Origin of the sequence: Brevibacterium sp. HMSC08F02 (genome assembly GCF_001807555.1) — a bacterium.
Classification (GTDB): domain Bacteria; phylum Actinomycetota; class Actinomycetes; order Actinomycetales; family Brevibacteriaceae; genus Brevibacterium; species Brevibacterium ravenspurgense.
The window spans coordinates 54,063-66,385 of record NZ_KV789350.1; the positions used below are offsets into that span (position 1 = coordinate 54,063).

General features: G+C 62.8%; 11 protein-coding genes. 5 read left to right on the top strand and 6 right to left on the bottom strand.

The genetic code is table 11. The annotated features are described in order from the left end of the window. A partial coding sequence (locus tag HMPREF3172_RS10645) for a dihydroxy-acid dehydratase domain-containing protein (RefSeq protein WP_256173162.1) occupies positions 1–197 on the top strand: 197 nt, incomplete at its 5' end. 218 nt (positions 198–415) lie between these two features. Here the strand turns inward: HMPREF3172_RS10645 and HMPREF3172_RS03855 are convergent. From HMPREF3172_RS03855 to HMPREF3172_RS03880, 6 genes are all read right to left on the bottom strand, one after another. Further along, the gene (locus HMPREF3172_RS03855) at positions 416–1,024 is read right to left on the bottom strand and encodes a hypothetical protein (protein WP_061943344.1); all 609 of its coding nucleotides are present in this window, start codon (positions 1,022–1,024) and stop codon (positions 416–418) included. 13 nt (positions 1,025–1,037) lie between these two features. Then, positions 1,038–1,598 carry a hypothetical protein gene (locus HMPREF3172_RS03860; RefSeq protein ID WP_070515576.1) on the bottom strand — a complete coding sequence of 187 codons (561 nt, stop codon included), beginning with the start codon at positions 1,596–1,598 and terminating at the stop codon, positions 1,038–1,040. Then, complete coding sequence (locus HMPREF3172_RS03865) at positions 1,595–1,813, bottom strand: helix-turn-helix transcriptional regulator (RefSeq protein WP_062019379.1); 219 nt, start codon at positions 1,811–1,813, stop codon at positions 1,595–1,597. Before HMPREF3172_RS03865 ends, HMPREF3172_RS03860 begins: the two co-directional genes overlap by 4 nt. A gap of 180 nt (positions 1,814–1,993) precedes the next feature. Next, positions 1,994–3,784 carry an ABC transporter ATP-binding protein gene (locus tag HMPREF3172_RS03870; protein ID WP_070515578.1) on the bottom strand — a complete coding sequence of 597 codons (1,791 nt, stop codon included), beginning with the start codon at positions 3,782–3,784 and terminating at the stop codon, positions 1,994–1,996. After that, on the bottom strand, positions 3,781–5,511 hold the full coding sequence (locus tag HMPREF3172_RS03875) for an ABC transporter ATP-binding protein (RefSeq protein ID WP_070515581.1): 1,731 nt from the start codon (positions 5,509–5,511) through the stop codon (positions 3,781–3,783). Before HMPREF3172_RS03875 ends, HMPREF3172_RS03870 begins: the two co-directional genes overlap by 4 nt. 10 nt (positions 5,512–5,521) lie before the next feature. Then, positions 5,522–6,730 carry a methyltransferase domain-containing protein gene (locus HMPREF3172_RS03880; RefSeq protein WP_070515583.1) on the bottom strand — a complete coding sequence of 403 codons (1,209 nt, stop codon included), beginning with the start codon at positions 6,728–6,730 and terminating at the stop codon, positions 5,522–5,524. Between the two features lie 66 nt (positions 6,731–6,796). On the opposite strand from HMPREF3172_RS03880, the gene HMPREF3172_RS03885 reads away from it, so the two are divergent. The 4 genes from HMPREF3172_RS03885 (at position 6,797) to ilvC (ending at position 11,901) form a co-directional block, all read left to right on the top strand. Next, a complete protein-coding gene (locus HMPREF3172_RS03885) occupies positions 6,797–8,149 on the top strand; it encodes an MFS transporter (RefSeq protein WP_070515585.1) in 1,353 nt (450 codons plus the stop codon). Between the two features lie 211 nt (positions 8,150–8,360). Then, positions 8,361–10,181 carry an acetolactate synthase large subunit gene (locus HMPREF3172_RS03890; RefSeq protein ID WP_370919331.1) on the top strand — a complete coding sequence of 607 codons (1,821 nt, stop codon included), beginning with the start codon at positions 8,361–8,363 and terminating at the stop codon, positions 10,179–10,181. Continuing rightward, the gene (gene ilvN / locus HMPREF3172_RS03895) at positions 10,178–10,687 is read left to right on the top strand and encodes an acetolactate synthase small subunit (protein ID WP_070515587.1); all 510 of its coding nucleotides are present in this window, start codon (positions 10,178–10,180) and stop codon (positions 10,685–10,687) included. The genes HMPREF3172_RS03890 and ilvN overlap by 4 nt, the downstream gene beginning before the upstream one ends. 182 nt (positions 10,688–10,869) lie before the next feature. Next, entirely contained in the window at positions 10,870–11,901 is a 1,032-nt protein-coding gene (gene ilvC / locus HMPREF3172_RS03900) for a ketol-acid reductoisomerase (RefSeq protein ID WP_019174765.1), read from the top strand. The last annotated feature ends 422 nt before the right edge of the window (positions 11,902–12,323 follow it).

Consider the following 12,323-nt stretch of genomic DNA (forward strand, 5'->3'; position numbering starts at 1 on the left):
TCGCCTTTGTCGAAGACGGCGACAAGATCACCGTTGACATCGCCGCTCGTTCGATCGACCTGCACGTTGATCAGGCCGAGCTTGACCGTCGTCGCGAAAACTGGACGCTGCCGGAGAACCCGCGTCTGCACGGCACGCTGGGCAAGTACGCCAAGCTGGTCCGCTCAGCCGCAGTCGGAGCCGTCACCACCGACTGAATCCGCTAGGTAGTGCCGAACGACCCGCTGAGTGTGCGGATCTGATTTGGTTTGCGAGGCAGACGAAAGGCGGGGCCTGCTGCAGTGCAGGCCCCGCCTTTCTGTGTGCTGGGAGGCAGCCTCCGCCTCGTCCGCCGTTGTGGGCAAGTGCCGGGGCCACCAACGGATCCGTAGGTGTCCCCGGCATCTGCTTGTGTCAGCGATTGTGACCCGGGCCGTCAGTCCTCATCCGGGATGTCGGCGGCGTCGCGGCGGTCGCGCTTGGACAGGAACGCGGGGCGCAGCACCAGGAGGAGCACTGCGGTCAGCCCTACGCCTGCGGCAAGTCCTATGAGCAGCGTCTGGGCAGTTCCCGCGCGGTCCTCCGAGGCGGTCTGCGCGACATCTGCCGTGGTCGGTCCCACGACCTCAACGAACGGGCCGCCGGTGAACAGTGCCCACATGGCGCCGAACACCATGGCGGCAACGATTGCGAGTCCGATGAGGCTGGGCACGATCTTCTGCGTGCGCGTCGCCCGAGCGTACGGGTCTCCGTAGGGGACGCCGTGTGCCTTCATGTAGGCGATGACGGCCACCGCGGGGACGCCGGTCGCGAACAGTGCGACCACTGCCCAGAACACCAGACCGCACAGCGCTAGCAGCGCTGCCAGGGCGATGCCCGCGTAGATGCCCATGTGCGCGGCGAACGTGTTGGCCCTCAGGTAGATGTCGCGCTGGCGCTCGTCGCCCATGCCGGTGAGGCCGAAGACTGCGTCGATGTTCTTAGTGGGAGATGGGGCTGCCGAGGCGCCGCCCGCCTCCCGCTGGAAATTCTGCGAGGTAGTCATGACATACCTTCTTTCAGTCTTCGTCGGGAATGTCGGCAGGGTCGGGTTTCTGGGTCTTGGTTCGACGCACAGAGATGATCGCCCAGACGATCGGGATGAGCGCGACAATACCGCCTCCGATCAACCCACGGGAGAGGGGTGCGGTATGGCCGTTGCTCATATTGTCGGCAAGGCCCTGCGAAACATCGGTCACGGGGATGACGGGCTGTCCGGTGGTCAGGTGGAACGCAATTCCGAACAGCAGTGCGGCAACCATGAGGCCCATAATCATGTGGGGCCACACCAGCTGGCCCAAGGTGCCCTTGGACAGCAGCTTGTCGACCTGGACACCGTGACGTTCGGCGTAGAAGTAGATGGCAAACGACGGGATCGACGACAGCACCAGCAGGACGGCGCCCCATGCGCCGGTGCCGGTCAGCGCGAGTCCGGCGGCAACGGCGGTTGCCGTGTAGACGCTGACGACCGCGCCGAACGACGTTGCCTGCAGCAGAATGCGTGCTTCGCGTTCATCGCCCATCGTCGCGGAGTTGTAGCCCATCATCCGGTCAATACGAGGTGTCGGGGAGTTCGTCATGAGTTGTCCTCCTGTGCGGTGGGAAAAAGATTTTCGACTGTGCTGTTCAGCAGCTGTGCGATTGACAGTGCTAGGTAGACGCTGGGGTTGTAGTCGCCGCGTTCAATCGAAATGATCGTCTGCCGCGACACACCCGCCTTTGCAGCCAGCTGAGCCTGTGTGAGTTCGGCAAGCAGTCTGGCGCTTTTCACTTTCGGCTTGGGGTGTGTGCTCATTTGTCCTCATGTCTAGTTTGTTTGACACAAGGTTAAGGAAACTAGACATAGCATGTCAAGCAAGCCTGACATAAAGGCAAGAATCTTTGACATTGAGGGTCTATGCAAGCGTCCCGAACCACAGCGGAAGACCAGTGACGCGCGCCCGGACCTGGCACCTCGTCAGCCCAAGCGGGAGCTCTACAGGAGTGAGTCTTTCCAAGCAGCGTGAAGATGAGCGAAGCGTCCCTCGCCGGCAATGAGCTCGGCGGGAGTGCCGTCTTCGACAATCCGGCCGGCATCCATGACAAGAACACGGTCGGCGATTTCGACCGTCGACAGGCGGTGGGCAATGATGACCGCTGTCCGGCCGGCGAGGATCGTCTCGAGTGCCCGCTGCACCAACTTCTCTGATGGCACATCCAGGTGAGCCGTGGCCTCGTCAAGAACGAGCACTGCAGGGTCGGCCAAGAACACGCGCGCAAAGCTCACCAGCTGACGCTGCCCGGAGCTCAAACGCCCGCCGCGTTTGCGCACATCCGTGTCATAGCCATCCGGCAGACTCTCAATGAATTCGTCCACACCGACGGCGCGTGCGGCCGCGCGGACTTCGTCATCAGACGCATCGGGGCGGCCGATCCGAATATTGTCGGCAATCGTTCCGCCGAACAGGAACGATTCCTGCGTGACCATGACAACGGCTTTGCGCAGATCAGCATCCACAATGTCCCGCAGGTCAACTCCATCGAGTCTCACCCCGCCTTCAAGCGGATCGTAGAAGCGGGTCAGCAGCTTCACCAGCGTTGACTTGCCAGCACCTGTTGCGCCCACGAGCGCGACCGTCTGCCCGGCCGGCAGACGCAGATCAAAGCGGGGGAGCACATCCTGTCCGTCCCCGTACGCAAAGCGAACGGCATCGAAGACCACCTCGCCGTCGGCCTCGACTGCCTGGGGAGAGGCGGGATCAGTGATGGTGGGTTCGACCTCGAGAACGGCCGTGATCTTCTCAAGTGCAGCCTGCGCCGACTGGTACATGTTGAATGTCTGCACAAGCTCATCGAGCGGGGCGTAGAAGCGGCGCACATAGAGGACGAACGCGGCGAGCACACCCACTTGCGTGTGCCCGCTGATCACAAGCCACGCGCCCAGGAGGATGATCGCGAACTGCGAAAGATTGCCGATCAGCCTGGTCAGCCCGGCAAAAGTTGCCACTCCTCGCAGAGCGTCAGTGTTGGCCTTGCGGTAGTCGTCATCGTGGGCGGCCAGGCTGGATTTGCGCTGCGGCTGTCGACGGAAGGCCTGAACAGCGCGGATGCCGCCCATGGACTCCGTGAAGTCGATGATCACCCTGGCAATCGACGTGCGCGTCCGCCGGTATGCCGCACGCTGTGAACGCTGGGCGGCGCGAGTGACGAAGTACAGCGGGATGAAGCCGGCGAAGGTGACCAGGGCCAGCGGAATGTCGAGGAAGATGAGGATGGCGGCGATGACTGTCATCTGCACGACCCCGGAAATCGCCGAAATGAGCGTATAGCCGAGGAACTCCTGCACCGACTCCATGTCGGATGACTGCCGTGACACCAGCCGGCCTGAGCTCTGCTTTTCGTGATAGGCGATGTCGAGTTTCTGCACGTGGTCGAACAGGCGACCGCGCAGGGTCACCATGATCTTCTGGCTGACGATCCCAATGCCTCGGGTAGCTGCCCAGGATGCAGATGCGCCAAGAACCACAAACGCCGCGAACAGGCCCACGTTGGTCCACAGGGGGCCGAAATCGCCGTTCGCTGCAGCGGGCAGGCCGTGGTCAAGGGCGCGTGCTATGAACACCGGGCCGAGCGTGCCTGCTGTGGCGAAGAACAGGACCAGCAGGGTCAGCACGATGAGGATCCCGCGGTAGGGCCGGATCAGCTGCATCAGGAGTGCGCGGGAGCGTTGCGAAATGCCTTCCGGGAGGGCATCAATATCCGAGGTGGAGGTCACTGTGTCGCTCATGCCTGCGCCCCCATGAGGTTGCGGTAGGTGGGAGAGTTGGCCGTGAGTTCGCGGTGGGAGCCGGTTTCAACGACCGTGCCGCCGTCCAGCACGGCAACCCTGTCTGCCAGCAGGGCGGTCGACGGGCGGTGGGCCACGACGATGGTGGTGGAGTCCGGCAGGACCTCGGCCAGAGCGCGCTGCACGCGGTCTTCTGTGTCAACGTCAACCGCTGAAAGCGGATCGTCCATCACAAGCACGCGCGGCTTGCCGATGATGGCCCGTGCCAGGGCGACCCGCTGGCGCTGGCCGCCTGAGAGGCTGAGCCCCTGTTCGCCGACCTGCGTTTCCAGGCCTTCCGGCAGGTCCTGCACAAAGTCCCACGCGGCGGCGATGCGCAGCGCCTGCTCGATTTCGTCGTCACCGGCACCGGGTGCGCCCATTTCGACGTTCGCCCGGATGGTGTCAGAGAACAGAATGGGATCTTCAAAGGCGAATGACACCAGACCCCGCAGGGCATTGAGCGGGATGTCGCGGATGTCCCGACCGTCAATTGTGATGGCACCGGAGGTGACATCGTGCAGGCGGGGGATGAGCGAGACAACTGTCGACTTACCCGATCCCGTGGGCCCCACGAGCGCCAGCGTTTCACCGGGTTCAACGGTGAGGTTCACATCGTGCAGCAGCGGGCGCTCGCCATCGTCGAAGGTGAATCCGACACCCGCGAACTCCAGTCGGCCTTCGGCGGACGGTACGGCGGCTGCATCGTCGATTCCGCCAGTGGGGTCTTCGATGCCGACTTCTTCATCGAGCACTTCCCAATACCGCTGTGCGGCGGTGATGCTGATGAGGAAGTCGGCCAGCAGGAAGCCGAGCATTTCAATCGGCATCCGCAGAATCCACGTGATCGTGAGCGCTGCAACCACCTGGCCGATGGTCACCCAACCTTCGAGGACGCCCCACGCGCCCAGGCCCAGCATGACGACCTGTGCGGCGGCCGGCAGCATCTGCATCGAGGCCCACATCCAGGAATCGAGCTTTGCCAGGCGCACCTCGTAGCCGGCCAGGCGGTGGGAGAACTCAGAAAATCTCTGCGAAGCCCACGACGACCGTCCGAACGAGCGCAGAATCCTGATGCCGAGAATCGACTCTTCGACGCTTGTGGTGATTTCGCCCATCGTGTCCTGGGATGCCCGCGAGGTCCGCCGATACCGGCCCTCCAGAAGGGCGACGGCGCCCGTCAGTGGGATGGCCATGCCGATCACAGTGAGTCCGAACAGCGGGTGAATGAGCCACAGCATGACGGTGCCGATGACGATCGTCACTGGAGTGACCAGCATGAACGGCCCGCCGAAGGCAAAGAAGCGCCGCAGCTGCGACATGTCCTGCGTGGCCCGGGACAGCAGCTGGCCCGAATCCCACGCGTCGTGCCTGCCGACCCGCAGATACAGAAGGCGGGAGAACAGCCGACTGCGCCACGTGACTTCCCATTCCGAAACCACCCCGGCAACCAGCCGGCGGCGCGCCCACAGGGCAGACGCCTCGGCGATTCCGACCGCCAGAATCGCGGCCGCAGGCCACCACAGGCGGGCGGGGTTGCGGTGGGCAATCGGGCCGTCGATGATGTGGCCCGTGAGCATAGGGGTGGCCAGCGAAATTGCGTTGGCGATGAGCGTGAGCACCATGACCAGGGAATACACCCCTAGGCGGGCGCGGATGTCTGGCCAGAATCGCAGGAGTGCTCGCATTTGACTCAGCTTATAGCCGAGTCAGCCGGGTGAGAACCTCTGCGTGGGGTGAATGCGGGAACATGTCGACTATTCGGACGGTTTCGGCCCTGTAGCCGGGCATGTGCTCAAGGTCTGCCGCCAGGGTGCGCGGGTTGCAGCTGGAGTAGATGACGGTGGCAATTCCGGACTTCTCAATCCACTGACTCATTGGCTTGCCGAGCCCACGCCGGGGCGGGTTGACGATGAGCAGATCGGCTGGCTCGCTCTGCTCGCGAGCCCACGTGAACGCATCTCCCGCTGTGAACTCGACACGGTCTTCAACTTCCGGGTGCTCACTCACGAGGCGCCTGGCGGCTTCCTTGGCCCGCTCGACTGCTTCTGGGTTGAGTTCGGCCGCGTGGACGCGGACTTGCGGTGAGGCGAGTGCCGCGTGGAGGGCAAATCCACCAACGCCGCAGTACAGGTCCCACACTGTGAGGGGAGTGGTGGGGGTGGCTGTGGTTTGGTGTGCGGCTGCGTGGGATGCTGCGGCGTCGGCAATCCACTGGCGGACTGTGCGGTAGAGCTCGCCGGCGACAGCGGTGTTCGTCTGAAGGAACGACTGCGGGCCGGGCAGGAGCGTGACATCGCCCTGAGTGACCGGCAGGGAGCGCTCGCCGTGCAAGTGGATTTCTGTGGGGCCTTCGATGATGGCCGTGTGCTCAGGATTGATGTTTGCGCTGATGAGCGTGATGCCGGGAACGGCTTCCAGTAGGCGGGGAAGCTTTTCCTGCAGACGCGGCAGGGCGCTTTCGGTGCGCAGGACGAAGCGGATCGCCAGCTTGCCATCATCGCCTTCTGTCACGATGACGTATTTGAGTTCGCCCTTGCGCGCACGCACTCGGTAGGGAGGGATCTGTGCGGCTTTGATGATTGCTGGGATTGCATCCAGAGCGCGGTGGATGACGGGGGAGTAGAGCGGGCAGTCAGATAGGTCGATGCCGGCGAAGTCCTCGTCGAGAATGCCGAGTGTGGGTTCGTTGACGGTGCCGCCGACAGCCATTTTCGCAGTGTTGCGGAAACCGGAGTCGGGGCTGGTGATGGGGTCTGCGAAAACCTCGTCAGGGTTTCTGCCGCCCAGGGCGTGTTCGATGTTTGCGGCAAGTTCGCGTTCAATGCGTGTCAGCCGCTGGTCGGTTGGAACCTCGATAAGCGAGCAGGTCCGGCAGCGGTCGGCAGCGTAGTGGGCGCAGAACATACAGCAATCCTAGGTGCTGTGTCAGACCCTGCTGTTAGTGTTCGAACATCCGGAAGGAAGAGCGCTATGACACCCACGCCGCGGAAAACGGAAGACTCCAAACGCCGCCTGTCCATACTTGTGGCTGCCTTCGGCACGATCGTCGAATGGTTCGACTTCTCTGTGTTCTTCTACGTGTCGGTCAACCTGGCGCGCGTGTATTTTCCGGGGCAGGAAAACTCGCTGCTGCTGACTCTGGGTGTCGGTGCGGCAGGCTTCTTCTTCCGGCCGTTGGGTGCCATGGTCTTCGGGCATTTGGGCGACAGGGTCGGCAGGCGAGCGGCGCTTGTGGTTTCGGCAATCCTCATGGCGGTGGCCATGTTTGGAATCGCCATTACACCCGGATACGAACAGATCGGCATATGGGGCGGAATCATCATGATTTCCCTGCGCTGCCTGGCGGGCTTTTCCGTGGGTGCCGAATACACGGGCATCATGGTCTTCCTCATGGAAACGGCCAAAGAAGGTCGTCGTGGTCTGGCCGCGAGCTGGGCTGCCGCGAACTCTGAGGTCGGTGCGCTCCTGGCCGTGGGCTCCGGTGCGCTGCTTGCCAATCTGCTGACCGCAGACCAGATGGACTCCTGGGGCTGGCGAGTTCTGTTCATCATCGGCGGTGTCCTGGCGGCTGTGATGATCCCGCTGCGCAAACACCTCGAGGAAACCGACACCTTCAAGAAAACGCAGGACAGCGGAGCAAGCGTGGGTTCACCGCTGCTCGACGTTCTGCGCCGCCACCCTAAAGCCGTCATCGTGGCGTTCCTGGTGTCCTCGGTCGGATCTGTGTCGTACTTCCTCAACATCACCTACGTGCCCACGTTCCTCGAATCCGTTGTCGAAATGGACGGTGCGGGATCGCTGGCTTTCGGCACCATTGCAGGAGTGGCGGCCATCATCGTCACACCCCTGATCGGACTGGCCTCGGACAAGTTCGGCAGGCGGACCATGTTCGCGGCTCTTAGCGCGGTTCTGGTGCTGACAACAATTCCCGCCTACGCGCTGCTTTCCCACGCCAACCCTGCAACAGCAGCGACTGCTGCAGCCTTCCTTGCGGTTCCCGCTGCGGGATGGTCGGCAGTTGCCGCTGCCGCCATCCCCGAACAGTTCACCGCCATCGGTCGCTTTTCCGGTATGGCCATCGGCTTCAATACGGCCACCGTCGCCTTCGGGGGACTGTCGCCCATCATTGCCGCCAGCCTGGTCCAGACCACCGGATGGGATCTTGCTCCGGCCGGCTACGCCACTGCCATCGTCTTGGTTGCTGGGATTCCCGCACTGTTGCTCATGCGCGAACGCGGGAACGCGCCCCTGGCCGACATTGATGCGGACCCGGGAGATCCACCTCGTGTCTCAGAAAGTGGACGAATCGTATCCGCAAATTGACATTGCCCACGTGGCCTAGTTCACTAGGTCACATGTTCACCGACGTCATTGTCCTTATTAGCAGGCGCGCGAGGTAATCCCTCCCAGCGTTCGCTTGGACGATCATCGCGCGCCCCTCCAGGATCTGGCAGGGGCTTTTTTTATTGGTGATCACCAGGGCGAAGACAATACACAGGTACACGCAGAGGAGTTCACCGTGGCATCAAAGCCCGTGCCGGCGCCATCGCCATCGCGCCAGGCTCAACAGCCCGCCAAAAGAGGGCGGACTGCCCCCGAGGTCCTGACGGGCGCACAGGCCATCATTCGCAGCCTTGAGCTGATGGGCGTCGACACCGTATTCGGACTGCCGGGCGGAACCATCCTCCCGACTTACGACCCGCTGATGGATGCAGAATCCATCAACCACGTCCTCGTCCGCCACGAACAGGGAGCCGGGCACGCGGCAACAGGCTACGCGGCCGCCACAGGGAAGGTCGGCGTGTGCATGGCGACCTCCGGTCCCGGTGCGACGAACCTCGTCACCCCGATTGCCGATGCTCACATGGACTCCGTGCCGCTCGTGGCGATCACCGGCCAGCAGTCCTCCAAGATGCTCGGCACCGACGCATTCCAGGAAGCGGACATCGTGGGCATGACAATGCCCGTCACCAAGCACTCGTTCCTGGTGACCCGGGTTGAAGACATCCCGCAGGCAATCATGTCGGCGTTCCACATCGCCTCGACCGGCCGCCCCGGCCCCGTTCTGGTGGACGTGACAAAGGACGCCCAGCAGGCTGAGGCTCCGTTCATCTGGCCGGAAGCTCCCAGCCTGCCCGGCTACCGTCCCGTCGCCAAGCCGCACAACAAGCAGATTCGCGAAGCCGCGCAGCTAATCGCGCAGGCGAAGAAGCCGGTGTTCTACATCGGCGGCGGTGTCATCCGCTCCGGTGCTTCCGCTGAGCTGCTGCGCTTGGCCGAAGCAACGAAGATTCCGGTGGCCACGACGCTTATGGCCCGCGGCGCGTTCCCAGACTCCCACCCGCAGCACGTGGGCATGCCCGGCATGCACGGCAATGTGTCAGCTGTTGCCGCATTCCAGAAGTCGGACCTGCTCATTGCGATCGGTGCGCGCTTCGATGACCGCGTTACGGGTGACCTCGCATCGTTCGCCCCTTACGCAAAGGTCATCCACGCCGACATCGACCCGGCTGAAATCGGCAAGAACCGTGCGGTCGATGTGCCGATCGTCGGCGACGCCCGCGAAGTGCTGAGCTCGCTGCTGAATGAGCTGCGCGAATCGCACTCGGCGGCACTCGAAAACGAACGCCCCGCCTGGTGGGCGAAGCTCAACGGGTGGAAAGAGACGTACCCGCTGGGCTATGAAGCCAACGATGTCGGACTGTGCGATCCGCAGTACGTCATCAAGCGCATCTCTGCGCTGACAGGACCCGAAGGGGTTTTCGCCGCAGGTGTTGGACAGCACCAGATGTGGGCGAGCCAGTTCGTGAAATACGAACGCCCCAATTCGTGGCTCAACTCCGGAGGGCTCGGCACCATGGGCTACTCCGTTCCGGCCGCCATGGGTGCAAAGGTCGGCGAACCCGATCGCACCGTGTGGGCCATCGACGGTGACGGCTGCTTCCAGATGACGAACCAGGAACTGGCCACGTGCGTCATCTCGAACATCCCGATCAAGGTGGCGATCATCAACAACTCGTCACTCGGCATGGTCCGCCAGTGGCAGACCCTGTTCTACGACGGCCGCTATTCGCACTCCAACCTCGACACCGGTCACGGTTCGAGGCGGGTGCCGGACTTCGTGAAACTTGCCGAAGCCTACGGCTGTGTGGGCATGCGGGTTGAGCGCAATGAAGACGTCGATGCTGCAATCGCCAAGGCCCTGGAAATCAATGACCGTCCCGTGGTCATCGACTTCACGGTCCCGGCTGAGGCAATGGTGTGGCCCATGGTGCCCGCCGGTGTCAGCAACGACCAGATTGAGTACGCGCAGAACCTGCGTCCCGAATTCGAAGAGGAAGAGGAAGAGCTGTGAGCCGTCATACTCTGTCAGTCCTGCTGGAGAACAAGCCCGGCGCGCTCACCCGCCTGACCGGTCTCATCGCACGTCGCGGGTTCAACATCGATTCGCTTGCGGTGGGCACCACCGAAGTCGAGGAGATCTCGCGCCTGACGATGGTCGTTGACGTTGAAGACGTGCCGCTCGAGCAGGTTACGAAGCAGCTGAACAAGCTGGTCAACGTCATCAAAGTCGTTGAACTCGAACCGGCGAACTCGGTTGAGCGCGGCCACGTGATCTTCAAAGTGTCGGCCGACTCCGTCACCCGCGGACAGATTGCCGACGCCTGCGAACTGTTCCGCGTGCGCATCATCGATGTCGCGCCGGACGCAGTGTGTGTTGAAGCCACTGGCGAAGAGTCCAAGCTGGAGGCACTGCGGGCCGTGCTCGAACCGTTCGGCATCCGCGAAATCGTCCAGTCCGGGCTGCTGGCCATCAGCCGCGGCTCACGGTCGATCTCGGATCGGTCCACCTGGGCGTAACCGGCTGGCCCGAGCCCTCGGGAACACAAGTTCCCGAGCGGTTCCGGGCTGGCACCTCGGCCTTTATCTCACAGTGTGCACGCTCAATTCGCAGTGAGCCGGCACGCTCCTATAATCTCGAAACGACACCCAACATCTGAGACGCGCCATTCGGTGGGCGATCTCAAAGGAAGGAAAATCCCATGGCAGCAGAGCGCTACTACGACGACAATGCCGACCTCGGCGTCATCCAGGGCAAGAAAGTCGCCGTCATCGGCTTCGGTTCGCAGGGCCACGCACACGCGCTGAGCCTGCGCGACTCCGGCGTTGACGTGCGCATCGGTCTGAAGGAAGGCTCCAAGAGCCGCGACAAGGCCGAAGCAGAAGGCCTCAAGGTCGGCACCCCCGCCGAAGTGTCCGAATGGGCAGATGTCATCGTGATCCTCGCACCCGACCAGGTGCAGGCAGACATCTACAACGCCGAGATCGCAGACAAGCTCACCGAGGGCAAGACGCTCGTGTTCTCGCACGGCTTCAACATCCGCTTCGACTACATCGAAGCCCCGCAGGGTGTTGACGTCATCATGGTCGCCCCCAAGGGCCCCGGCCACGTTGTGCGCCGCGAATACGTTGACGGCCGCGGCGTTCCGGTCCTCGTCGCCGTTGAGGTCGACGCATCCGGCAAGGCATGGGACACCGTCCTGTCCTACGCAAAGGCCATCGGCGGTCTGCGCGCCGGCGGAATCAAGACCACGTTCACGGAAGAAACCGAAACCGACCTGTTCGGCGAACAGGCCGTTCTCTGCGGTGGTGTTTCCCACCTCGTGCAGGCAGGCTTCGAAGTCCTTACCGAAGCCGGCTACCAGCCTGAAATCGCCTACTTCGAGGTTCTGCACGAACTCAAGCTGATCGTCGACCTCATGGTCGAAGGCGGCATCGCCAAGCAGCGCTGGTCCTGCTCCGACACCGCCGAATACGGCGACTACGTATCCGGCCCGCGCGTCATCACCCCGCAGGTGAAGGAAGACATGAAGGCTGTCCTCGCCGACATTCAGGACGGCACCTTCGCCAAGCGCTTCATGGACGATCAGAAGAACGGCGCGAAGGAATTCAACGAACTGCGCGCCAAGGAAGAACAGCACCCCATCGAAGCCACCGGCCGCGAACTGCGCAAGATGTTCGCATGGCTCAAGGACACCGAAGACGACTACACCGAAGGCACCGCCGCTCGCTGATCGTCGACTGTGTTGTCGGTCGCTGAGCCTGTTGGCTGACTGACCTTCCGCTGACAACGGCCGAGGTGGAACTCCCCAGAGGAGTTCCACCTCGGCCGTTTTGTGGGGCGGCTGTTTTGTGGGGTGGGGTGCAGCTGGTTCTTGCGGGTAAAACTCCCTGTAACCGGCTTCTGCGCTTTAGCCGCAACGAGACACCCGTTAGCCGGGATCTGCGCTTTAGCCGCCACTGCTAACGGGAGTTTTTGTTGCTAAAGCGTGGGCGGGTCAGCTTTGCCGCTGTGAAAGCCGTCTTTTGGCCGGATTCTGCGCTTTGGCCGCAGTGAGACACCCGTTAGCCGGATTCTGCGCTTTGGCCGCAACGAGACACCCGTTAGCCGGATTCTGCGCCTTAGCCGCCACTGCTAACGGGAGTTTTTGTTGCT